Here is a 23717-nt window from a genome sequence, read left to right on the forward strand (position 1 = left end):
GGCGGTCGGATCAACCACGCGCGGCGGCCAGCGATTCCCTGGCTGCTGCGGCGACGTTCTCGGCGGTGAAGCCGTACTCGGCGAACAGGGTCTTGGCGTCGGCGGAGGCGCCGAAGTGTTCGAGGGAGACGATGCGTCCTGCGTCACCTGTGAAGCGGTACCACGTGAGACCGATACCGGCCTCGATTGCGACGCGGGCTCGCACGGACGGCGGAAGGACGCTCTCCCGGTACTCCCGCGGCTGCTCCTCGAACCACTCCACGGACGGCATGGACACGACCCGGGTGCCGACTCCCTCGGCCTCCAGCTGCTCCCGCGCGGCGACGGCGAGCTGGACCTCGGAGCCGGTGGCGATGAGGACGACGTCCGGGATCTGGGTGGAGGAGTCCTGGAGCACGTACCCGCCCTTGGCGGCGTCCGGGTTCGGGGCGTACGTCGGGACACCCTGGCGGGTGAGCGCGAGGCCGTGCGGGGCCGGGTTCGTGGCGTGCCGCTTGAGGATCTCGGCCCAGGCGATCGCGGTCTCGTTGGCGTCGGCCGGGCGCACGATGTTCAGGCCCGGGATGGCGCGCAGGGACGCGAGGTGCTCGACCGGCTGGTGGGTCGGGCCGTCCTCGCCGAGGCCGATGGAGTCGTGCGTCCAGACGTAGGTGACGGGCAGCTGCATCAGTGCGGACAGGCGCACGGCGTTGCGCATGTAGTCGGAGAACACCAGGAAGGTGCCGCCGTAGATCCGCGTGTTGCCGTGCAGTGCGATGCCGTTCATCTCGGCGGCCATCGAGTGCTCGCGGATCCCGAAGTGGACGGTTCGGCCGTACGGGTCGGCTTCCGGCAGCGCGTTGCCCTCCGGCAGGAAGGAGCTCGTCTTGTCGATGGTGGTGTTGTTCGAGCCGGCGAGGTCGGCGGAACCGCCCCACAGCTCGGGGAGCACCGGGCCCAGCGCCTGGAGGACCTTGCCGGAGGCGGCTCGGGTGGCGACGGACCTGCCCTCCTCGAAGACCGGGATCGCGGACTCCCAGCCCTCCGGGAGCTGGCCGGCGACGACCCGGTCGAAGAGCTCGGCCCGCTCGGGCTGCTCACCGCGCCACACGGAGATCTGCTTGTCCCAGGCCGCGTGCGCGTCGGCGCCCCGGTCCAGGGCCAGGCGGGTGTGGCGGATGACCTCGTCGGAGACCTCGAAGGTCTTCTCCGGATCGAAACCGAGTACCCGCTTCGTCGCGGCGACCTCGCTCGCGCCGAGCGCGGAGCCGTGGGCGGCCTCGGTGTTCTGCGCGTTCGGGGCGGGCCAGGCGATGATCGTGCGCATCGCGATGATCGAGGGCCGCTCCGTCTCGGCCTGGGCCGCCTTCAGGGCCGCGTACAGCGCGTGTACGTCGATGTCGCCGTCGGCGCCGGGCTCGATCCGCTGGGTGTGCCAGCCGTAGGCCTCGTAGCGCTTCAGCACGTCCTCGGAGAACGCGGTGGCGGTGTCGCCCTCGATGGAGATGTGGTTGTCGTCGTAGACGAAGACCAGGTTGCCGAGCTTCTGGTGGCCCGCGAGGGAGGAGGCCTCGGCGGAGATGCCCTCCTCCAGGTCGCCGTCGGAGACGATCGCCCAGACGGTGTGGTCGAAGGGGGACTCGCCCTCGGGCGCCTCGGGGTCGAACAGGCCGCGCTCGTAGCGGGCGGCCATCGCCATGCCGACGGCGTTCGCGACACCCTGGCCGAGCGGCCCGGTGGTGGTCTCGACGCCGGCGGTGTGCCCGTACTCGGGGTGACCGGGCGTCTTGGAGCCGTGGGTCCGGAAGGCCTTCAGGTCGTCCAGCTCCAGCTCGTACCCGGAGAGGTAGAGCTGGGTGTACAGCGTCAGCGAGGTGTGCCCGGGGGAGAGGACGAAGCGGTCACGGCCGGTCCACTCGGGGTCCGCCGGGTCGTGACGCATCACCTTCTGAAAGATCGTGTACGCCGCGGGAGCCAGGGCCATCGCGGTGCCCGGGTGGCCGTTGCCGACCTGCTGCACGGCATCGGCCGCCAGCAGGCGGGCGGTGTCGACGGCACGCCGGTCGAGTTCGGTCCATTCGAAGCTGTCCGGTGTCTGCGTGCTCATCTTCAAGAAGTCCTCGATCGGAGCGAAGTAGCTGGTGTGACGTGTTCAAACTTAAAAGTCTGACTTTTACGGGGGAAGGTCTCGGTGTGTCAGCCTGTGGTGAAAGTGGGACACGGAGCGCTCCAGGCAGGCGGCACGAGCAGGACATGGCGGACAGAACAACCCAAGACTCCATCCAAAGTGGAGACGGTGACGGCGGAGTGGACGGGATCAGAACGTTCCCCTTTCCCATCGAGCTGAGTGTGTGCGGAGTCGGCATGCAGATCGGCCCCATGGGAGCCGGCCGCACCTGGCACGCGGATGCCCCGTTGGAGCGCGTCCACCGCATCGACTTCCATGTGGTGATGCTCTTCGACGACGGCCCCGTCCGCCACATGATCGACTTCGCCGAGTACGAGGCGACGGCGGGCGATCTGTTGTGGATCCGTCCGGGCCAGGTCCACCGTTTCTCACCGACGAGCGAGTACCGCGGAACCGTGCTGACCATGCAACCGGGCTTCCTGCCGCGCGCGACGGTGGAGGCGACCGGGCTCTACCGCTACGATCTGCCGCCGCTGCTGCGGCCCTCCGGCGCCCAGTTGGCGGGCCTCCGCGCGGCTCTTGCCCAGTTGCAGCGGGAGTACGAGGACACGTCGACCCTTCCGCTGAGCCTGCACACCTCGGTCCTGCGGCACTCGTTGACGGCGTATCTGCTGCGGCTTGCCCACCTCGCGGCGAGTTCGGCGGAGGCCGGGCGGCGGGCCGAGTCGACGTTCACCCTGTTCCGGGACGCGGTGGAGAAGGGCTTCGCCACCAACCACAGCGTCAGTGCGTACGCCGACGCCCTGGGTTACTCCCGCCGGACCCTGGTGCGTGCCGTGCGCGCCGCCACGGGGGAGACCCCCAAGGGCTTCATCGACAAACGGGTCGTGCTGGAGGCCAAGCGGTTGCTCGCCCACACGGACCTGCCGATCGGGCGGGTGGGGGCGGCGGTGGGGTTTCCCGACGCCGCGAACTTCTCCAAGTTCTTCCAGCAGCACACCGATGTGACGCCGGCGGCGTTCCGGACGGAACTTCGCTAGGAGGGGTGGTTCACGGACCGCCAACTCCCGCCGGAACGCGCCCACATGACGCCCACTTGACTCCCACTTTGCTGTGCGTGACCTGGGCATGGGGTGATCTTTGCCCGGTGGAGCCCACGGTTCGCCCGGGCTTCACGCGGACCCGGCCGGGGGCCCCTAGGGTTGCGGCGCCGCTCCCCCCGCACGTCCGTCACTCTGTCCGGAGGACAGTCATGGCCGCCGTCAAGGCACCGCAGCGCAACCGACGTTCCCTCTCCGCACTGGCCGGAGCCGTTGCCCTCACCGCCACCTCGATCGGCGTGTGGGCCGCCACCGCCTCCACCGCCCAGGCAGCCGCTCTCCCCACCCCCGACCACATCGTGGTCGTGGTGCTGGAGAACCACGCCTACTCGCAGGTCATCGGCAGCTCCAGCGCCCCCTACCTCAACAACACCCTCAAGGCGGGTGGCGCCAACCTCACCCAGTCCTACGGCCTCACCCACCCCAGTGAGCCGAACTACTACATGCTCTTCTCGGGCTCCAACCAGGGCCGCACCGACGACAGTTGCGTCAGCGTCGGCTCCATGTCCGCCCCCAACCTCGCCTCCGAACTGATCGCCGCGGGCAAGACCTGGAAGAGCTACAACGAGTCGCTGCCCAGCCAGGGCTCGACGACCTGCAGCAGCGGCAACTACGCGCAGAAGCACAACCCGTGGTTCGGCTTCTCCAACGTGCCGACGAACACCGCGATGACCTTCGCGCAGTTCCCGACCGACTACACGACCCTGCCGAAGGTCTCCTTCGTCGTGCCGAACCTTTGCAGCGACATGCACGACTGCTCGGTGTCCACGGGCGACACCTGGATCAAGAACAACCTGGGCGCCTACGCCACCTGGGCGACGACCCACAACAGCATCCTCGCCGTCACCTTCGACGAGGACAACAAGCTCTCCGGCAACCGCATCCCCACCCTGTTCTACGGGCAGCACGTCGCCCCCGGCAGCTCCAGCTCCACCACCTACAACCACTACAACGTGCTGCGGACGGTGGAGGACCTGGCCGGCCTGAGCGCCCACGCGGGCAACGCCGCCTCGGCCTCCGACATCTCCGGCATCTGGAACTGACGCCGGTGTACCTCGCGGACTCCCGGAGCACGGGTACCCGCGGCACCGAGGCCGCCGTCGTCCCGGACACCCGTCCGGGGCGGCGGCCGGCCGCCGTGCCCGCCACCGTGCTGGCCCTGGGCGCGGTCAGCCTGATCACGGACGTCTCCTCGGAGATGGTCACCGCCGTCCTGCCGCTGTACGTGGTCGCGGGGCTCGGCCTGTCGCCGCTCGGCTTCGGCCTCCTCGACGGCGTCAACAACGGCGTCGGTGCCCTGGTCCGGCTGGCCGGCGGCCACCTCGCCGACCGGGGCGGCCGCCGCCACAAGGTCGTCGCGGGCCTCGGCTACGGCCTGTCGGCGCTGTGCAAACCGCTGCTGCTGCTCGCCCACACCCTCCCCGTGCTCGGTGCCGTGCTCGCCGTCGACCGCACCGGCAAGGGACTGCGCACCGCCCCCAGGGACGCGATGATCTCGCTGGCGACCGAACCCGCGCACCGGGGACGGGCGTTCGGCGTCCACCGGGCCATGGACACCACCGGGGCGCTGCTCGGCCCGCTCGTCGCCTTCGCCGTCCTGCGGGCCACCGTCGACGGCTACGACGCGGTCTTCGCGGTCAGCGGCTGCGTCGCCGTGCTCGGGGTCCTGGTGCTGGTGCTCTTCGTGCCGGGCCACATCACCCGCGCGGGAGCCGTACAACCAGCCGAGGGGGAACGCCCGTTGCTCCGCGACGCCCTCGCGCTGCTGCGCCGTCCCGAGCTGCGGCGGCTCACCCTCTGCGCGGCCCTGCTCGGTCTGACCACCGTCAGCGACTCCTTCCTCTATCTGCTGCTCCAGCGCGAAGGGGACCTGCCCGCCCACCTGTTCCCGCTGCTGCCGCTGGGCACCGCGGCGTTCTTCCTGCTGCTCGCCGTGCCGCTCGGCGCACTCGCCGACCGCGTCAGCCGGCGCCGGCTCTTCCTGGCGGGCCACGGCGTCCTGCTGCTCGGCTACGGCCTGGTGCTCTCCCCCTGGCACGGTGTCCCGGCCGTGGTCGCCGTCCTCGTCCTGCACGGCACCTTCTACGCGGCTACCGACGGAGTCCTCGCGGCCGCGACCGCCGCGGCCGTCCCCGCTCGGCACCAGGGCGCCGGGCAGGCACTGGTGGGCACCGGGCAGGCACTGGCCCGGTTCGCGTGCTCGCTCGCCTTCGGCGCGGCCTGGAGCCTGTGGGGCGGTCGGACCGCGCTCGCCGTCACCGCGGCCGCACTGGCCGTCAGCGCCGTCGTGGCCGCGTTCGTCCTGCGCTCCACCGCAACCAGCGACGAGGTGCCCGCATGACACGCACCACCCGGCTGGTGACCCTGCTCGTCGCCGTCGTGCTGCTCGGCGCGGTCGGCACCGGGGCGGTGCTGCACGCCTCCCACCGCGCGGACCTGCGGGACCGGCAGCAGGCGGACGGTCCGAGCGTGCGGGCCGGCACCGTCACGCTGCGGCCGACAACCGGGCGCCGACTGCTGGTGCGCAACCTGGCCTGGGGCCCGCACCGCGACGAGATCGCCACCGTCCCCGCCGACGATCCGCAGGGCCCGCGCACCGCGTCGGGCGTGAAGTGCCTGCGCTTCCACGCGGCGGCCGGCACCGGCATCTGCCTCCAGGCCGTGCACGGCGCCCTGGAGGACACCTACCGCGCGGTGGTGCTCGACGCGCACCTGCGCGAACGGCACCGCTTCCCGGCCGCCGGCATCCCCACCCGGGCCCGGGTCTCGCCCTCCGGACACCTGGTCGCCTGGACGGTGTTCGTCAGCGGGGACTCGTACGCCGGAACGAACTTCTCCACCCGCACGGCCATCGTCGACACCCGCACCTGGGCGATCGACGACAACCTGGAGACCTTCCGCGTCATCAAGGACGGCCGGAGCTACCACGCGGCGGACACCAACATCTGGGGCGTCACCTTCGCCGACGACCACCGCTTCTACGCCACGCTGGCGACCGGCGGCCGGACGTATCTCGTGCGGGGCGACGTCACCGCGCGCACCCTCACCACCCTGCACCGCAACGTCGAATGCCCCTCCCTCTCCCCGGACGGCACCCGCCTCGCCTACAAGAAGCGCGTCAAGGGCGCCTCGCCCGACGCCCCTTGGCGCCTGTACGTCCTGAACCTGCGCACCATGAAGGAGACCGCGACCGCCGAGTCCCGCAACATCGACGACCAGGCCCTGTGGGACGGCGACGACACCCTGGTCTACGCCCTCCCCGGCGACTACGGCTCCGACCTGTGGACCGTCCCCGCCGACGGCACCGGCGCGGCCCGCCGCCTGATGACCTCCGCGGTCGCCCCCGCCTACCTGGGATGACACGGCACCGCCCCGCGAGACCGCAGGGGCCTCGCGGGGCGGCGTGTCTTGAGGGGGTCAACCCGGCGGTCAGTGACCGAAGTTGAACCAGTTCACGTTCACGAAGTCGGCAGGCTGGCCGCTGGTGAAGGTCAGATAGACGTTGTGGGTGCCGGTGACGGCGCTGATGTTCGCCGGGACCGTTCTCCAGGACTGCCAGCCACCGGTGTTGGCGAGGGCGAAGCTGCCGATCGGAGTGGCGGTACGACTGTCCAGGCGCACCTCGACCAGACCGCTGACACCGCCCGCCGCGCCGCTCGCCACCCGCGCGACGAACTGGGTCGCGGGCGTGGAACCGAAGTTGACGTTCTGGTACAGCGCCCAGTCACCGTTGGCGAGGGAGGCGATGTTCTGGCCGCCGCCGGTGTCGGTCGTGGTCTCCGTACCGACACCGCTCTGGCTGTTGTAGGACTCCGCCTGGATGGTGCTGTAGGCGTCGACACCATCGGTGGGCGGCGGCGTGGTACCGCTCCCACTCGCCGACAGCACCTGGACGTAGTCCACGACCATGGGCACGCCGGACTGGGTGCCCGAGTCGAGCCCGCCGCCGAACGCGTCGGGGAAGGCGCCGCCCATCGCCACGTTGAGGATGATGAAGTAACCGTGCTGGGTGGCGTTGGCCCAGGTCGCCGCGTCCACCTGGCTCGCGTTGACCGAGTGGTACTGGGTGCCGTCCACGAGGAAGCGGATCGTCTCGGGACTCACCGAGCGGTCCCACTCCATCGTGTAGGTGTGGAAGCCGGACTGGCAGGCCGAGCCGGGGCAGGCGACGTTGTTGCCGATGCCCGTCGTCTCGTTGCAGGGGCCGCCCGGGTTGGTGCCGCAGTGCATCGTGGCCCACACCCGGTTCATGCCCTGGACGTTCTCCATGATGTCCAGCTCACCGACGCCCGGCCAGTTCTGGTAGTTGCCGCGGTAGGGCGCGCCCAGCATCCAGAAGGCGGGCCAGTAGCCCTCGGCCGCGGTGCCGGTGACGTTGGGCATCTGGATGCGTGCCTCGACGCGCAGCTTGCCGCCGGACGGGGGCTGGAAGTCGGTGCGGTTGGTCTCGATGCGGCCCGAGGTCCAGTTGCCTGCCGAGTCGCGCAGCGGGGTGATGCGCAGGTTGCCGTTGCCGTCGAGCGCGACGTTGCTCGTGCTGTTGGTCATCCTCTCGACCTCGCCGGTGCCCCAGTTGGCGGGACCGCCCGGGTAGGAAGTGCCGGTCGAGTACTGCCAGTTGGAGGTACTGACGCCGGTTCCGGCGGAGCCGTTGAAGTCGTCCAGGAAGACCTGCGACCAGCCGGTGGGAGGTGTGGGGGCGGAGGCGTCGGCGGGGAGGGTGGCGGCCGTCGCGAGGGCGGCGGCCAGGCCGAGGGTGCTCAAGACGGCGACGAGAGCCCGTCGCCGTCTGGGTATGCCGGAGGTTTCACTCATGGGGGTGCCTCTCGGGTACGGAGAGAAGTGAGTGCGGGTGTCTTCGGGAGCCCTTGAGAGCGCTCTCACGGTGGGCCCAATGTGCTCGCAGTCACTCCAGCCGTCAAGAGGTTGAGCCGTGAAAGTCCCTGCGCCCCAGGTGAGTTCACCCCTTGAAACCGGGCATACCCGCTAAACCGCGCTGCCCGCCTTCCAGTCTGCCCACGACAGGTTCCAGCCGTTGAGACCGTTCGACGCCGCCACGGTCTTCTCGCCGGAGTTCTTCACGATGACGACGTCGCCGAGCATGGAGCTGTCGTAGAACTTGGAGCCGTCCACGGAGCTGTCGTCCGCGCCCTTGGCGTCGTGCAGACCCACACAGCCGTGGCTGGTGTTCTGGTGGCCGAACACCGAGGTGGGCGCCCAGTAGTTGCCGTGCACGAAGGTCCCGGAGGTGGTCAGGCGCTGGGCGTGCGGGACGTCGGAGATGTCGTACTCGTCGCCGAGGCCGACCGTCGAGGACTCCATGCGGGTCTGCTTGAACCGCTCGCTGATCACCATGATCCCGGACCAGGTGGTGTGGTCCGAGTCGCCGCCGCTGACCGGGTAGGTGGCGATCGTCGCGCCGTCCCGCTCGACCACCATCTCCTTGGTGGACAGGTCGACCGTGCTGATCTGCTCGCGACCGATGTGGAAGGTGACGTCCTTCGACTGCACGCCGTAGACGCCGTCCGCGCCCTCGACGTCCTTGAGCCGCAGACCGAGCGTGATCTTCGTGCCGGCCGCCCAGTAGGTCTCGGGCCGGAAGTCGAGCCGGGTGTCGCTGAACCAGTGGCCCACGATCTCGACCGCCGGCTCCGCGGTCACGGTGATCGCCTTCTGGACGGCGGCCCTGTCGGACACGGCATGGGTGAAGTTGATCGACACGGGCATGCCGACGCCGGAGGTGGAGTCCGCCTCGGGGGTGAAGTAGCCCACGAAGGTCTCGCCGGGCGACTTGGTGGTGAAGGTCGCCGTCTCCTCGGTGCCGCCCGCCGCGGTGACGGCCACCGTGTACCTGGTGCCCGAGTACGGGTTCCTCGACGAGGTCCATTTCGTCTTGGCGTCGTTGAAGGCACCGGCCAGAGTGGAGCCGTCGTTGCCGGTGACCTTCACCGAGGCGAGGGTGCCGTCCGTCACCGTGACCTCGACGGGGGTGGCGAAGTCGGCCTTCGCCGTGCCGTCGGCCGGGGTGACCGAGACGGCCGCCTTCCTGGTCGCCGCCTGCACGGACGCGGTCGCCCCCGACCCCTGCGAGGAGTCCGCCGAACCGCCGCCGCACCCCGTCAGCAGGGTCGCGGCCGGTACGGCGCCGAGCGCGGCGAGGATCCCGCGCCGGGACCACTTCTCCGACTGCCCGGACCGGTTCGATATGTGCGTGTCGCCCACTGCAGGCCTTCCTGGGATATCCGTCTTCGGCAGGTGCATCGTGCGCCTCGCACCTTGGGTGATCCTTTGAATCGCCGGGCCACTGGCTGAGATTCGGATGAGGAGACTCTGAGGAGGAGTCTCAACGGGTGCGCGGACACCCGCGGCCGGTGAATGTGGGGTCGCCGGGCCGGGGTGTCTCGGTGTCGTGGGTGTGGTTGGCCTTGCGGGGGTTGCTCGCCCGGGGCCGGGTGGTGCGGGGTTTCGGGGTCCTGTCTGCTCCGGTGAATGGGGGATCGCCGGGTTGGGGTGTCTCGGTGTCGTGGGCGTGGTCGGCCTCGTCGGGGTTGCTCACCCGGGATCTGGTGGCGCGGGCCTCCACGTCCATGCCTGCTCCGGCGCTCGCAGTGAGCGCCGGAGCGCTGCCGGCCGCCCTCGTCAGGCGTTCGTCGACACGGGCCGCTCGGGTGTGGCCGCCTCCCGCAGCCCGAACCGGTCGTGCACCTGGCGCAGCGGCTTCGGTGCCCACCAGGCACGCCGGCCGAGCAGCGCCATGGTCGCCGGGACCAGCAGCATCCGTACGACCGTCGCGTCGATCAGCACCGCCAGGGTCAGGCCGAGACCGATCTGGAGGATGGGGGAGAACCCGCCGGTCATGAAGGCGCCGAAGACCACCGCGAGGAGCAGCGCGGCACAGGTGACGACCCGCCCGGAGCGGCGCAACCCGGTCACCACGGCCTCCTGGTCGTCCCCGGTGCGCTGCCGGGACTCCCGCATCCGGGCCAGGATGAACAGCTCGTAGTCCATGGCGAGCCCGAAGGCGATCGACACGATCAGCGGCGGGGCGGTCAGGCTCAGCGCGCCCAGCCCCTCGCCGCCGAGCAGCCCGGCCCCGTGGCCGTCCTGGAAGACCCACACCACCACGCCGAGCGCCGCGCCCAGACTGAGCAGGGTGGTCGCGATCGTGCGCAGCGGGATCAGCACCGAGCCGGTGAAGGCGAACAGCAGGACGAAGATGCCGGCGAGGACGGTCAGCGCCGCCCAGGGCGCCCGGCCGGCGAGCATCGCGCGGAAGTCGACCAGCCGGGCCGCGACCCCGGTCACCTCGACGGGCTCGTCCCCGCGCACGTCCCGTACCCGCTCGACCAGGTCGGTCGCCGCCCCGCCGTCCACGCTCCCGGGCGGCTGGAGCTCCACGACGGTGTTGCCGCCGGGCAGCCGGCGGGACTCGGCGTTCGGGACCAGGGCGCGGATCCGGTCGGCGGTCGCGGTGCCGGTGCCGGGCTCGAGGACGACGACCACGGGGGAGACCCCGGTGCCCTGGGGGAAGTGCGCGTCGACGGTGTCGTACAGCCGCCGTGCCTCGGTGCTCGAAGGCAGTTGGCGGGCGTCGCCGATGGCGATGCGCATACCGGTCACGGGCAGGGCGAGGAGCAGCAGGGCCGGGACGACGGTGACCAGGACGGCGATCCGTCGGCGCTGGGCGAAGCGGGCGAGGCGGGCGAAGACACGGCCCTCCTCGTCGTCGGAGCGTGCCTTCGAAGGCCAGATCCGCCCGCCGAACCTCGTGAGCAGCGCGGGCAGCAGGGTGACCGCCGCCAGCATGTCGACCACCACGACGGCGGCGACGGCCAGGCCGATGCTGCGCAGGAACACGCTCGGGAAGACCAGCAGCCCGGTCAGGCTGACGGCGACCGTGAGCCCGGAGAACAGAACGGTCCGGCCGGCCGCGCCGACCGTGCGGTGCACGGCCTCGACGACGTCGTCGGTGTGCCGGCGTTCCTCGCGGAAGCGGACCAGCATCAACAGGGCGTAGTCGACGGCGAGTCCGAGGCCGAGCATGGTGGTGACCTGGATCGCGTACACCGAGATGTCGGTGACCTGGCTGAAAGCGAACAGTCCGAGAAAGGCGCCGGCGATCCCGCTCACCGCGACCACCAGCGGCAGTGCGGCCGCGCGCAGTCCCCCGAACACGACGAGCAGCAGGGCGAGTACGACCGGAAGGGAGATCAACTCGGCGTTCTTCACGTCTTCCTGGGCGCGCTCACCGAGCTGGCGGCCAAGCAGTTCGCCGCCGCTGACGTGGACGTCGGGAGCGTCGATCCGCTTGATCGTCTCGACGGCCTTGTCCGTCGCGTCCTCCTCGGCCTCGTCGCTCAGGCCGCCCTCGAAGGTGACGGGGATGATGAGTGCCTGTCCGTCGCGGGCGGTGAGACCGGGGGTGGTGTACGGGTCCGGTACATCCGCCACCCCGGCGATCCCGCGGACCTCGGCGACGGTCCGCTCGACCTGGGCGCGCAGGGCCGCGTCGGAGACGGCCTCGCCCGCGACGACCGCGGTGACGGACTCGCCGGTCGGGTCCACACCGGAGAGATGATCGTCGGCCATGTCGGACTCGGTGCCCGGCACGTCGGGCACGTCGTCGGAGAGGTCGGCGAAGACGCCCGTCCCGAGGCCGAAACCCAGCAGCAGGAAAGCGGCCCAGAGGCCGATGACGGTCAGCGGGCGGCGGGTCGCCGTCCGGGCGAGGGTGGAGAGCACGGGAGCCTCCCGGCGGGTTGGCGGTGGTTGCCGGAACCGTCAGAGTGCTGTCGTGGGCGTGCTCACGGGATCGCCGGGGCGGGCGGTTTCGGGGCCTCCGTCGCGCGGGTGAGGCGGGATGCTCCCTCACTCTCGCGAGGGAGGAATCTCCGGTACCGGTCGGGGAGTTGACCTTGAGGACACCACTTAGGAGGCCGCATGTCCGAGGTACCGCCCACCGTCCGTGAACTCCGTCTCGTCGTCACGGCGGACGACTACGACGAGGCGTTGCGCTTCTACCGGGACGTCCTCGGGCTGCCGGAACGCGCCGCGTTCTCGTCGCCCGGGGGGCGGGTCACCATCTTGGAGGCGGGACGCGCGACGCTGGAGCTCACCGATCCGAACCATGCCGCGTTCATCGACGAGGTGGAGGTGGGGCGGCGGGTCGCCGGGCACATCAGGGTCGCCTTCGAGGTCGACGACTCGACCGTCATGACGGGGAAGCTGGAGGAGGCCGGTGCGGAGGTGGTCGCCGAGCCGACCCGTACGCCGTGGAACTCCCTCAACTCCCGCCTGGAGGCGCCCGGTTCGCTTCAGCTGACCCTGTTCACCGAACTCGGGGACCAGCCCGGGGACTAGGGCGCGCCCGGCGCCACCAGACCCGTCTCGTACGCGCAGATCACCGCCTGCACCCGGTCCCGCAGCCCCAGCTTGCTCAGCACATTGCTGACATGGGTCTTCACCGTGTGCTCGCTCACGAACAACGTCGTGGCGATCTCCGCGTTGGACAAGCCCCGGGCCAGCATCCGCAGGGTCTCCACCTCGCGGGCCGTCAGGACGTCCAGGCGGTCGGGGGCGGCCCCGGTGGCGGCCTCCTCGCGGCGGCGGCGCACGAGGTCGGCGACCAGGCGGCGGGTGACGGTCGGCGCGAGCAGCGAGTCGCCGCCCGCGACCACGCGGACCGCGTGCACGAGGTCGTCGCGGCGCACGTCCTTGAGGAGGAAGCCGCTGGCTCCGGCGTACAGCGCGTCGTACACGTACTCGTCGAGGTCGAACGTGGTCAGCATGACCACCTTGCAGCTCGACTCGGCGCACACCCGCCGGGCCGCCTCCAGGCCGTCCATGACGGGCATCCGGATGTCGAGGAGCAGTACGTCGGGCGTGTGGCTCCGCACGGCGGCCACCGCCTCGGCGCCGTCCCCCGCCTCGGCGACCACCTCGATGTCCTGTTGCGCCTCCAGGATCATGGTGAAGCCGCTGCGGACCAGTTCCTGGTCGTCGGCGACGACCACCCGGATGCTCACCCGAGGGCCGCTTCCCGGTCCGCGCCGGCGGGCAGCCGTACGACGACCCGGAAGCCCCCCTGCGGACCCGGACCGGTCTCGGCGCTGCCCCCGCAGGCGGCTGCCCGCTCCCTGAGGCCGATCAGCCCGTGCCCGCCGTCCGGACGCGCGGGGCCTCTGCCGTCGTCCGTCACCGTGAGGGTCAACTCGTCCTCCGCCCAGTCGAGTTCCACCTGTGCGCAGGAAGCGTACGCGTGCTTCACCGTGTTGGTCAGGGCTTCCTGCACCGCGCGATAGGCGGCGACCTCGGTGTCCGGGGGCAGGGGGCGCGGCCTGCCCCGCGTGGTCGACTCGATCCGCAGCCCCGTCGACTCGGAGACCTGCCGGACCAGGGTCGGGAGGCCGGCGAGATCCGGCTGAGGCAGCCGGGCGGCGCCGCCCCGGCGTTCCTCCTCCTTCAACACGCCGAGGATCCGCCGGAGTTGGGCCATGGCGTCCCGGCCGCTGGCCGCGATCGCGTCGAACGCGGCCTCGGCGCGGGCCGGATCGCTGCGCACCACGACCGGTCCTGCCTCCGCCTGGACGACCATCAGGCTCACCGCGTGGGCGAGGATGTCGTGCATGTCCCGGGCGATCCGGGAGCGTTCCTGGGCGATGGCCCGCGCGGTATCCGCGGCCCGCTCCCGTTCCAGCCGGCGGGCCCGGTCCTCGACGGCGGCGGTGTACGCGCGCTGGACCCGGGCCAGGACGCCGAGGCCGTAGGCGCAGATCATGCCGGTGAGGTGGAAGGCGTACTCGAAGGGCTCGGAGTGCTCCTTGTGCTGCATGGTCAGCACGGCCCCGAGCAGCCAGCTCGCCAGCATCGTGCGGCGCTGCCAGGGCAGGCCCTGGGCGGCCATCGTGTACAGGACGACGAGACCGCCGTAGAGCACGTCCGGTGGTGGCGCGTGGTAGTAGGCCATCGCCGTGGTGGCCGCCGAGACGGCCAGCGCGCACGCGTAGGGGTGGCGGCGCCGCCAGACGAGGGGGACGGCGGTGGCGGCCCCCAGCAGCCAGCCCACCAGGCTCAGCCGGTCGTCGCCCTCGTCGGGGAACATCCACTGCAGGGAGGCGGCGAACAGCACCAGCACGGCGAGCGCGCCGTCGACGACGTACGGATTCGTCGTCCGCAAACGGGTCACGACAGGGGCGTACCAGGACCGGGCGGCGGACATGAGCGGCTCCTCGGGGCCGGGGCCGTTCCAGTATCACGACGCCGGTGCGGGTGGGGCCTCACCGGTGCGAGGGATATCCGGCGCCGGAGCGGGTCGCGTTCGCGGTTTGCCGGCCGGGGCCTGGCAGGTCCCGGGGGCTGTATGCCGCTTCACAGGGGCTCAGTGGTCGGGTGACTGCGAGGGGATGCCAGGGCCCGGCGGCGGACATGACTGGGTCATCAGGGTCGTTCCAATATCCCTCACCGGTGAGAGGGGTTTCCGGTGCCCGGGCGGGGTGTGACCGTCGGCTGCCAGCCCAGTGCCCGTGAGATTCCGAGCGCCGCGAGGCGTACCGCCGGGATCAGCGCCGGCACCTGGGCGTCGGCCTCGGGTACGACCACGGACACGGCCGCGGCCACCGTCCCGTCGGGCCCGCACACGGGGGCCGCCACCGACAGGGCGTCGTCGGTGACCTGACGGCTGCTCACCGCGACGCCGGTGCGCCGGACTTCGGCCAGGACCCGGCGCAGCTTCGCCGGTTCGGCGATGGTGTACGGCGTGAAGATCGCGAGCGGGGACGCGCAGTACTCCTCCTGCTCCCGCGGCTCGCAGTGCGCCAGCAGCACCAGGCCGACCCCGGTGGCGTGCAGCGGCCAGCGCGCTCCGACCCGGATGTGCACGCCGACCGACGAACGCCCCGCGATCCACTCGATGTAGACCACGTCCGAGCCGTCCCGCACCGCCAACTGCACGTTCTCGTGGGTGGCCTCGTACAGGTCCTCCAGATACGGCAGCGCCAGCTGCCTGAGCGCGACCCCGCGCGGTGCGAGCGCGGCGACCTCCCAGAGGCGGAGGCCGACGTGGTAGACCCCGGCGTCGTCCCGCTCCAGCGCACCCCAGTCGGTCAGCGCGCCCACCAGCCGGTGCGTGGTCGTCAGCGTCAGCCCGGCCCGCCGGCTGATGTCGGTCAGGGACAGCGCCGGGTGGTCGTGGTCGAACGCGGCGAGCACGGACAGCAGCCGGTCCGGCGCGGTGGGGGCGGCGCCACGGCCGGAGCGGGGCCCGGGGTCGGGAAGGGCGGTCATGGCCGGTCGGCGACCCTCAGCAGGAGGGCCTGGAGCGTCTCGCGTTCCGCGGGGTCCAGCGGCGCGAGCAGGTCGTTGGTCACCCGTCGGCCCGCCTCGTCGGTGCCGCGCAGGAAGGCCCGGCCGTTCTCGGTGAGTACGACGATCTTGCTTCGGCGGTCGTCAGGGGAGGGGCGGCGCTCGGTCATCCCCAGTTTCTCCAGGTCGTCGACGAGCCCGACGATCGCGCTGGGGTCGTAACCCAGCCGGGTGCTCAGCTCCCGCTGGAGGGCGCCCTCGGCCCCGGCGAGATAGCGCAGCACCGCGTAGTGCCGCAGCCTGAGCCCCGACTCCTGGAGGAACGTGTTGAAGAGCTGACCCGAGCGCAGGCCCAGGCGGTACAGCAGGTAACCGGTGTCCGCGTGCAACCCGCGCATCCACGGCTCCTCCGAGTCGATGGGCTTCGGGGTGACGTGCTGGCGTGTGATGGCGGGCTCCTCGCGCTCGGTGTGTCAGGGAGATTCCAGCATGACGTACCCGAAGGTCTCCAACAACTATTGACGTCATCAATTATTGCTCTTAGCTTCGATCTCGTAGCCGCACCCAAGCATCAGCTCGTGAAGGGACCCGCTCGTGCCCAGCATCGATCTCTCCGGCAAGGTCGCCGTAGTCACCGGCAGTGGCCGGGGCCTCGGCCTCGCCTACGCGCACGCCCTTGCCGCCCACGGCGCCTCCGTGGTCGTCAACGACGTCGACGAGGCGGTGGCCGAGCAGGCCGTGAAGTCCATCACCGAGGCGGGCGGCGCCGCCGTCGCCGAGGTGGTCCCGGTCGGCACCACCGAGGCCGCCGAGCGCCTGGTCAACCGGGCCGTGGAGGAGTTCGGGCGGATCGACGTCCTGGTCACCAACGCGGGCATCCTGCGCGACAAGGTGCTGTGGAAGATGACCGACGACGACTTCGACGCGGTGATCGCCACCCACCTCAAGGGCACCTTCACCTGCGCCCGAGCCGCCGCCGTCCGGATGCGCGAGCAGGGCGAGGGCGGCACCCTGATCCTGGTCGGCTCCCCGGCCGGGCAGCGCGGCAACTTCGGGCAGACGAACTACGCCGCCGCCAAGGCCGGTATTGCCGCCTTCGCCCGCACCTGGTCCATGGAGCTGGGCCGCGCGAACATCACGGTCAACGCGATCGTGCCGGTCGCGGCCACTGCGATGACCGAGACCATCCCCGCCTTCGCCCCGTACATCGAGGCCATGAAGAACGGCGAGGCGCTCCCGGACTTCCTCCGCAAGGGCGAGGGCTTCGGCACCCCCGAGGACTGCGCGGCGCTCGTCCCCTTCCTCGCCTCCGAGGCCGCCCGGGGCATCACCGGCCAGGCCATCGGCATCGGCGGCGACAAGGTGGCACTCTGGTCCCACCCGCAGGAGATCAAGACGGCCTACGCCGACGGCGGCTGGACCCCCGCGACCCTGGCCGACGCGTTCCCGACGTCGGTCGGCGCCGAACTGCAGACCGTCGGCATCCCGGCACCGAAGCTTCCGGAGGCCTGATGGACATCGACGAGCTGGTCGCCATCGACGTACACACCCACGCGGAGGTCTCCTCCAAGGGCCACTCCTCGCTGGACGACGACCTGCACGACGCCTCCTCCGCCTACTTCAAGGTCGAGGGCAAGCGGAAGCCGACCCTGGAGGAGACGGCCGCCTACTACCGCGAGCGGAAGATGGCCGCCGTGATCTTCACGGTGGACGCCGAGTCCGCGACCGGGACCGCGCCCGTCCCGAACGAGGAGGTCGCCGAGGCCGCGGCCGCCAACGCGGACGTCCTCATCCCCTTCGCCTCCATCGACCCCTTCCGCGGCAGGGCGGGCGTCAAGCAGGCCCGCCGCCTGGTCGAGGAGTACGGGGTGAAGGGCTTCAAGTTCCACCCGAGCATCCAGGGCTTCTTCCCCAACGACAGGGCAGTGGCGTACGAGCTCTACGAGGTGATCGAGGAGACGGGCACGATCGCCCTCTTCCACACCGGCCAGACGGGCATCGGCGCCGGGGTCCCGGGCGGCGGCGGCATCCGCCTCAAGTACTCCAACCCGCTCCACGTGGACGACGTGGCGGCCGACTTCCCGCACCTGAAGATCATCCTGGCGCACCCGTCGTTCCCCTGGCAGGACGAGGCCCTCGCCGTCGCCACCCACAAGCCGGGCGTGCACATCGACCTGTCCGGCTGGTCGCCGAAGTACTTCCCGCCGCAGCTCGTGCAGTACGCGAACACGCTGCTCAAGGACAAGGTCCTCTTCGGCTCCGATTTCCCCGTCCTCACCCCCGACCGCTGGCTCGCCGACTTCGAGAAGCTGTCGATCAAGGACGAGGTGAAGCCGAAGATCCTCAAGGAGAACGCCGCCCGTCTGCTCGGGCTGACCAAGCCATAAGGGGCCCCAGATGCGCAACGAGGGACTGGGTTCGTGGCCCGCACGCCGGGCACGCAAGACCCCGCACCGCACCGCCCTGATCCACGGCGACACGACGGTGACCTACGCCGAGCTGCACACCCGCGTCACCCGCCTCGCGCACGCCCTGCGCGCCCGGGGCATCCGGCGCGGTGACCGGGTCGCCTACCTCGGCCCCAACCACCCCTCCTACCTGGAGACACTGTTCGCGGCCGGCACTCTCGGCGTGGTCTTCGTCCCCCTCAACACCCGCCTCGCCGGACCGGAGATCGGCTACCAGCTCTCCGACTCCGGGGCCAGGGCGCTGGTCTACGGCCCCTCGCACGCGGGGCTCGTCGCCGGACTGCCGGGCAGCACCGACGTGCGGACGTACGTCGAGGTCGGCGCCGAGTACGAGCAGTTGCTCGCCGACTCACCGGCCGAACCGATCGACGAGCCGGTCACGCCCGACGACACCTGCATCATCATGTACACCTCGGGTACCACCGGCCGCCCCAAAGGCGCCATGCTCACCCATGGCAACCTCACCTGGAACGCGATCAACGTCCTCGTCGACACCGACCTGATCACCGACGAACGCGCCCTGGTCTCGGCCCCGTTGTTCCACACGGCGGGCCTGAACATGCTGACGCTCCCGGTGCTGCTCAAGGGCGGGACCTGCGTCCTGGTCGAGGCCTTCGACCCGAACGCGACCTTCGACCTGATCGAACGGCACCGGATCACCTTCATGTTCGGGGTGCCGACGATGTTCGAGCAGGTGGCGAGGCACCCGCGCTGGGCGGACGCGGACCTGTCGTCGCTGCGGATCCTCACCTGTGGCGGCTCACCGGTGTCGACCCCCCTCATCGCCGCCTACCAGGAGCGCGGGCTTACCTTCCTCCAGGGCTACGGCATGACCGAGGCGTCCCCCGGAACCCTGTTCCTGGACGCCGAGCACGCCATCAGCAAGGCGGGTTCGGCGGGTGTGCCGCACTTCTTCAGCGACGTCCGGGTCGTACGGCCGGACCTGGCGCCCGTCGGCGCCGACGAGACCGGCGAGGTCGTGCTCCGCGGCCCGCACGTCATGCCCGGCTACTGGGGGCTGCCCGAGGAGACCGCCGCCTCCTTCGCGGACGGCTGGTTCCGCAGCGGGGACGCGGCCCGGGTCGACGAGGACGGATACGTCTTCATCGTCGACCGGATCAAGGACATGATCATCTCCGGCGGCGAGAACATCTACCCCGCCGAGATCGAGGACCTGCTCCTCGGCCATCCGGACATCGCCGAGTGCGCGGTCATCGGCGTCCCGGACGACAAGTGGGGCGAGGTGCCGCGGGCGGTCGTCGTCCCCCGCGAGGGCGCCACGCCCGACCCCGACGAGGTCCTGGCCTCCCTGGCCGGCCGACTCGCCAAGTACAAGATCCCCAAGTCGGTGGTGGTCGCGGACGAACTCCCGCGCACCGCCTCCGGAAAGCTCCTCAAGTCCCGGGTGCGCAAGCGCTACGGCTCCGACTCGTAAGTAAGGACAGCTACATGAGCGTCACCGTCAACGGCCTCGACGAACTGAAGAAGCTCGCCGGCAGCGACCTCGGCACCAGCGAGTGGATCGAGGTCACCCAGGAGCGCGTCAACACCTTCGCCGACGCCACCGGCGACCACCAGTGGATCCACGTGGACCCCGAGAAGGCGGCGGCTGGCCCCTTCGGCGCCCCCATCGCGCACGGCTACCTCACCCTCTCCCTGTTCATCCCGCTCTTCACCGAGCTCCTTGACGTCCAGGGCGTCAGCACGAAGGTCAACTACGGCCTGAACAAGGTCCGTTTCCCCTCCCCGGTGAAGGTGGGCTCCCGTATCCGCCTCGTCGCCAAGCTCACGGACGTCGAGGAGGTGCCGGGCGGTGTGCAGATCACCGTCGACGGAGCGATAGAGATCGAGGGCGGGGCCAAGCCGGCGGCGGTGCTCCAGAGTCTTTCCCGGTTCTACGCGTAAGCGCTCCGCTGGAGGTGCCGCGACATGCCGTCCGGGCGACTGCGGCGCCGTCCTGGCTTGTCGCGAGGTTCCCGCGCCCTTATGGGCCTCTCCGTTGATCCGCGGGTCGAGGGGATCGAGGACCGGCCCGCGACAGCAGCGAACCGTCCGCCCGGGAGGCGAGCCCCTGCCCGCCTCTGAGGGCGTCCGCGTACGCCGTGCCGGTCTCCGCCCGGTGCGGGGCACCGCCCGCGAAGGCGGGGCCCCGCACCGAGCGTGACGGCGGCCGATAGGCAGCCCCGACGGCGGAATGGCGCTTCGTCAGGCGCCCGCGACGTCGACGAAGACCGGGTTGGAGTAGAACCACGTGTCCGCCCACGGGTCACCGTCCCCGGGCGCGTGCGGAATCGGCCCGTGCGGGTCGACCGAGGCACCGAGATACCCGGCACCGTGCCGCTTGCCGTCGCTGCCGCGCAGCCGGACGTAGAAGGACTCGTCCCCGGCGGTCAGGGGGATGCGCAGGGTGTACGTCCCCTTCCGGCCGGACACGTCCTTCGTCTGTACGACCCTGGTGTCGGGCGCCTGCCAGCCGTCCCGGTCGCTCACCGGACCGCGCACCGCGCCCCGGATCACGTCCACGTGCGCCAACTCGGGGAGGATTCCCTGGGGGTTGGGGCGGGAGGCGCTGGTGACGGTGACGTACAGCGTGATCTTCTCGCCCTTGCGGACCCGCAGCCGGCCGCCCAGCGTGACTCCGCGGCCCAGGTCGCAGTCCCGCTTCACGCGCACGTCGAGTCCGTCGAGCAGATGCCCGTGGTCCACCCAGACCCGGCCCGCGCGCAGGCCCGCCATGACCGAGCGGTAGCTGTAGCGGGTCACACCGACGTGGGTGCGGCTGAACTGGCCCGGCCAGAAGTCGCTGCCGGGCTGCGGGGTGTCGGTGTTCACCGGGTCGGGGAGCTTCCCGGTGTTGTCGAAGTTCTGGCCGGCCGGCCAGTCGCCGTTCTTCCAGGTGTCGAAGACGGTGCGGTGGTTGTCGGAGTTCGTGGTGATCGAGAACAGGCTGCCTTCGGCCAGCATCGAGTCCCACAGCCCGCCGACGGTCGCCGTCGCCCAGTCGAAGCCGCCGTACGTCAGATACGCGTCCGCCGGGTAGGCCGCCCAGGACTGCGCCGACGGCTTGTTCTCGTACTCGCCGCGGATCGAGGTCGCACTGCGCCAGCCGGGGAGGGCCGCACCCTGGGCGCCCGGGGCGCCCTCCATGCCGATCATGATCTCGGGGGCCGCGTCCCGCCAGTTGCGCATCTCGTGCGGCGAGTCGATGCCGAGCCGCAGCGGGTGGTTGGCGAGCACCAGGACGTCGTCCACGTATCCCGAACGGCGCTGCTCAGCCAGCCACTTGATCGCCTTGACGGCGTGCGCCTCGTTGCGCGCGGTGTCGGCGGCGCCCGCGGATCCCTCGGTGTAGCCCAGGAGCTTGCCGTCGTAGGCGAGCTCGAACTGCGTGAGCAGGTCGGTCTCGTGCGGGCCGGGGGCCGCGAACACCGTGCAGTGCTCGGCGGCCGGGATGTACCACTCCAGGCCCTGGAAGATCAGCTGGCGCGGGTTCTCCGCGCGGGCCCTGACGATCTCCGCGTGCTCCAGCTTGGCGCCGTAGTAGGCGTGTCCGAAGTTGGAGTGCTCGTTGAAGACCATCCAGTCTAGGCCGTACCTCGCGGCGGCCTGCGCCTGCTGGGAGAAGGTGTACTTGGCGTCATGGCTGTACACGGAGTGCACGTGGTGGTCGCCCACCAGGTAGGCGAGGCGGGGGTCCTCGCCGCCGAAGTGCGGCCTGCCGGAGGAGGCGAAGGCGGGGGTCGCCGCCGAGCCGAGGGCGAACGCGGCGCCGAACAGGCCCGCGCGGCGCAGGAGTCCGCGTCTCGACACGCCCTGGGCGTCGAGGTCGGCGGGGTGGACGGAGGGGTCGGCCCAGGAGGGCAGCTGCTGCTCGGTCATCGTGATCCCAGTCGGTGAGTCGGGTCAGTGGGTCATGAAGGAGGAGACGGGCAGGGCCCGCGACACGATCCGGACGTCGCCGAGCCGGCCATGGAAGATCTGGTCGATCGTGTCGGCGTAGGTGTAGCCGCCCAGCAGCCACGGCTCTGAGACCGAGGTGATCCCGACGGCGGACGCCTTCGGGTTGCGGACCACCGGGCAGCCCTGGACGTACAGCGTGGTGTGCCTGCCGTCGTTGACGACGGCGAGGTGCCACCAGGTCTCCAGCGGCGTCTCCTGGCCCCAGTTGGTGGCGATGCCCTCCTGGTTGAGCGGACGCATGGCCCACTGCGGCTCACGGTCGTTCGACAGCGACAGCGTGGCGAGCGGCTCGTCGGGGTCGTCCGCGGTCTTGCCCGCGGCGCCGCCCGTACCCCTCCGGCTGACCAGCCCGGCCCAGGCGTGGTGGTCCGGGTCCCAGTTCGCGGGGAGACGGTAGAACGCCTCGATGGTGTAACCGTCCTTGAACACGGCGGAGTTGAGCGGCGCCTTGTCGACCGTCTGCAGATAGGCGCCCTTCAGGGGCGACTTGAACCCCTGGAACTCCAGGCTGCCGTGGCCGGGCTGGTCGGGGTGGTGGTCCGCGGACCAGCCCAGCGAGCCGCCGCCCACCGACACCACGGTGAGGTCGTTGCCGCGGCCGGAGAGGTCGCGGACCGTGCCGGAGACCGCCGAGTCGAACCGCCAGTACGCGGCCGTGCCCGGGATCAGCATCCTGGACACCGGACGCGCCGCACGCGCGGGCACCGGATCGAAGCCGGCGAAGCGCGAGGCGAAGTCGATGTCGACGGTGAACCGGTCGGCGTCGCCGCTGAGTTCGATCTCCTGCCGCTCCAGCTCGTTGAGCCCCTTGGCGGCCCGGCCGAGGATCCACGGGGAGACCGTCTCCACGTCGATCACCCCGCGGTCGAGGTCGAAGCGGTACAGGCGGATCATGGCCGCGCCGCCGAAGTACCGGTTCTGGTAGTTCGTCAGGTGCAGGTGGACGTCGTTGCCCGCGGTGTTCTTGCGGGTCGCCCGGCCGGCCGGCCAGTAGTGGCCGTTGAGGGTGAGGAAGATCTGGTCGTGGTCCTTGACCAGCTTGTCCCACAGCTGTTGGCCGTAGTCCGAGAGCGTGTCGTCCTCGACGACCAGCTCGTGTGTGGTCAGGACGACCGGCGTGGTCGGGTGGGCGGCCAGGACGTTCTTCGCCCAGGCGTACCCCTGGTCCGACAGCCGCCAGTCCAGGGCGAGCACCATCCACTCGCGGCCCGCGGCCTCGAAGAGGTGGTACGTGTTGTAGCCGTCGGGCGAGGCGCCGCCGAAGGTCTTGTGCCCCTTGAACCGGTCAGGCCCGAACGTGTCCAGGTACGGCGACGCGCCGCGCTGGTCGGTGGTGGACGACTTCACGTCGTGGTTGCCCGCGAGGACGCTGTAACCGACGCCCCGCCGGTCGAGCAGCCTGAACGCGTCGCCGATCGCGGCGAACTCGGCCACCGCGCCGTTCTGGGTGAGGTCGCCGAGATGGGACAGGAAGACGATGTTCTCGTCCTTCCCGTGCTCCAGGAGATACCGCAGCGAGGCCTCGAAAGGCGCCTTGTCGATGCTCGGCCCGTCGAAGAGGTACTGGGTGTCGGGCATGACGGCGAGCGTGAAACGCCGGCTCTCCGTGTCGGGACGCCAGGAAGAGCCCGAGGCGGCCTCGGCCGCCGTGGGCAGCGCGACCCCGGCCGTGGCGGCCGCGCCCAGCAGCGCCGTGGCCCGCAGGAAGCTGCGCCGTCCGGCACCGGCCTGCGCGGCCTCGGCCTCGCTCTGATTCTGGTCATGCGAAGTACACACGTGTGC

20 protein-coding genes are annotated in these 23717 nt (G+C 71.0%); 9 read left to right on the forward strand and 11 right to left on the reverse strand.

The window, feature by feature from the left end:
• Positions 1–10: 10 nt before the first annotated feature.
• Positions 11–2086: a transketolase gene (gene tkt, locus ABZT06_RS00165; RefSeq protein ID WP_355732461.1), complete on the reverse strand. Its 2076-nt coding sequence runs from the start codon at positions 2084–2086 to the stop codon at positions 11–13.
• Between the two features lie 146 nt (positions 2087–2232).
• Between tkt and ABZT06_RS00170 the strand changes: the two genes are divergently transcribed.
• The 4 genes from ABZT06_RS00170 to ABZT06_RS00185 all read left to right on the forward strand — a co-directional run bounded on the left by ABZT06_RS00170 (position 2233) and on the right by ABZT06_RS00185 (position 6567).
• A complete protein-coding gene (locus tag ABZT06_RS00170) occupies positions 2233–3147 on the forward strand; it encodes an AraC family transcriptional regulator (protein WP_355732464.1) in 915 nt (304 codons plus the stop codon).
• Between the two features lie 212 nt (positions 3148–3359).
• Positions 3360–4250, forward strand: a complete 891-nt coding sequence (locus ABZT06_RS00175; RefSeq protein ID WP_355732467.1) for an alkaline phosphatase family protein — start codon at positions 3360–3362, stop codon at positions 4248–4250.
• A gap of 5 nt (positions 4251–4255) precedes the next feature.
• Positions 4256–5548: an MFS transporter gene (locus ABZT06_RS00180; RefSeq protein WP_355732470.1), complete on the forward strand. Its 1293-nt coding sequence runs from the start codon at positions 4256–4258 to the stop codon at positions 5546–5548.
• Positions 5545–6567, forward strand: a complete 1023-nt coding sequence (locus ABZT06_RS00185) for a TolB-like translocation protein (RefSeq protein ID WP_355732472.1) — start codon at positions 5545–5547, stop codon at positions 6565–6567. Before ABZT06_RS00180 ends, ABZT06_RS00185 begins: the two co-directional genes overlap by 4 nt.
• 69 nt (positions 6568–6636) lie before the next feature.
• On the opposite strand, the gene ABZT06_RS00190 is transcribed toward ABZT06_RS00185, so the two are convergent.
• From ABZT06_RS00190 to ABZT06_RS00205, 4 genes are all read right to left on the reverse strand, one after another.
• The gene (locus ABZT06_RS00190) at positions 6637–8022 is read right to left on the reverse strand and encodes a glycoside hydrolase family 16 protein (protein ID WP_355732475.1); all 1386 of its coding nucleotides are present in this window, start codon (positions 8020–8022) and stop codon (positions 6637–6639) included.
• Between the two features lie 171 nt (positions 8023–8193).
• Positions 8194–9429 (reverse strand): Ig-like domain-containing protein, encoded by a 1236-nt coding sequence (locus ABZT06_RS00195; protein ID WP_355732477.1) that lies wholly within the window; start codon positions 9427–9429, stop codon positions 8194–8196.
• A 121-nt stretch (positions 9430–9550) separates the two neighbouring features.
• Positions 9551–9796 carry a hypothetical protein gene (locus ABZT06_RS00200; protein ID WP_355732479.1) on the reverse strand — a complete coding sequence of 82 codons (246 nt, stop codon included), beginning with the start codon at positions 9794–9796 and terminating at the stop codon, positions 9551–9553.
• Between the two features lie 50 nt (positions 9797–9846).
• Entirely contained in the window at positions 9847–11949 is a 2103-nt protein-coding gene (locus ABZT06_RS00205; protein ID WP_355732481.1) for an MMPL family transporter, read from the reverse strand.
• Positions 11950–12147: 198 nt separating this feature from the next.
• On the opposite strand from ABZT06_RS00205, the gene ABZT06_RS00210 reads away from it, so the two are divergent.
• Positions 12148–12567, forward strand: a complete 420-nt coding sequence (locus ABZT06_RS00210; RefSeq protein ID WP_355732483.1) for a VOC family protein — start codon at positions 12148–12150, stop codon at positions 12565–12567.
• Here the strand turns inward: ABZT06_RS00210 and ABZT06_RS00215 are convergent.
• From ABZT06_RS00215 to ABZT06_RS00230, 4 genes are all read right to left on the reverse strand, one after another.
• Positions 12564–13232, reverse strand: a complete 669-nt coding sequence (locus ABZT06_RS00215; protein ID WP_355732486.1) for a response regulator transcription factor — start codon at positions 13230–13232, stop codon at positions 12564–12566. The genes ABZT06_RS00210 and ABZT06_RS00215 overlap by 4 nt on opposite strands.
• On the reverse strand, positions 13229–14425 hold the full coding sequence (locus tag ABZT06_RS00220) for a sensor histidine kinase (protein WP_355732489.1): 1197 nt from the start codon (positions 14423–14425) through the stop codon (positions 13229–13231). Before ABZT06_RS00220 ends, ABZT06_RS00215 begins: the two co-directional genes overlap by 4 nt.
• Positions 14426–14664: 239 nt before the next feature.
• Positions 14665–15489 carry an IclR family transcriptional regulator gene (locus tag ABZT06_RS00225; protein WP_355732491.1) on the reverse strand — a complete coding sequence of 275 codons (825 nt, stop codon included), beginning with the start codon at positions 15487–15489 and terminating at the stop codon, positions 14665–14667.
• Positions 15486–15905: a MarR family transcriptional regulator gene (locus ABZT06_RS00230; RefSeq protein WP_355732494.1), complete on the reverse strand. Its 420-nt coding sequence runs from the start codon at positions 15903–15905 to the stop codon at positions 15486–15488. Before ABZT06_RS00230 ends, ABZT06_RS00225 begins: the two co-directional genes overlap by 4 nt.
• Positions 15906–16101: 196 nt before the next feature.
• On the opposite strand from ABZT06_RS00230, the gene ABZT06_RS00235 reads away from it, so the two are divergent.
• From ABZT06_RS00235 to ABZT06_RS00250, 4 genes are read left to right on the forward strand one after another with little or no spacing between them, the layout of a single operon-like run.
• Positions 16102–17019 (forward strand): SDR family oxidoreductase, encoded by a 918-nt coding sequence (locus ABZT06_RS00235; protein WP_355732497.1) that lies wholly within the window; start codon positions 16102–16104, stop codon positions 17017–17019.
• Positions 17019–17894 carry an amidohydrolase family protein gene (locus ABZT06_RS00240; protein ID WP_355732500.1) on the forward strand — a complete coding sequence of 292 codons (876 nt, stop codon included), beginning with the start codon at positions 17019–17021 and terminating at the stop codon, positions 17892–17894. Before ABZT06_RS00235 ends, ABZT06_RS00240 begins: the two co-directional genes overlap by 1 nt.
• Before the next feature lie 10 nt (positions 17895–17904).
• Entirely contained in the window at positions 17905–19410 is a 1506-nt protein-coding gene (gene menE, locus ABZT06_RS00245) for an o-succinylbenzoate--CoA ligase (RefSeq protein WP_355732503.1), read from the forward strand.
• Positions 19411–19424: 14 nt separating this feature from the next.
• Entirely contained in the window at positions 19425–19880 is a 456-nt protein-coding gene (locus ABZT06_RS00250; RefSeq protein ID WP_355732506.1) for a MaoC family dehydratase, read from the forward strand.
• A gap of 300 nt (positions 19881–20180) precedes the next feature.
• Here the strand turns inward: ABZT06_RS00250 and ABZT06_RS00255 are convergent, their stop codons facing one another.
• Together ABZT06_RS00255 and ABZT06_RS00260 are read right to left on the reverse strand one after the other, a co-directional pair.
• Positions 20181–21854 (reverse strand): histidinol-phosphatase, encoded by a 1674-nt coding sequence (locus tag ABZT06_RS00255; protein WP_355732509.1) that lies wholly within the window; start codon positions 21852–21854, stop codon positions 20181–20183.
• A gap of 24 nt (positions 21855–21878) precedes the next feature.
• Positions 21879–23711 carry a LamG-like jellyroll fold domain-containing protein gene (locus ABZT06_RS00260; protein ID WP_355732512.1) on the reverse strand — a complete coding sequence of 611 codons (1833 nt, stop codon included), beginning with the start codon at positions 23709–23711 and terminating at the stop codon, positions 21879–21881.
• Positions 23712–23717 lie beyond the last annotated feature (6 nt).

This window comes from Streptomyces sp. NPDC005483, assembly GCF_040606035.1.
GTDB lineage: Bacteria > Actinomycetota > Actinomycetes > Streptomycetales > Streptomycetaceae > Streptomyces.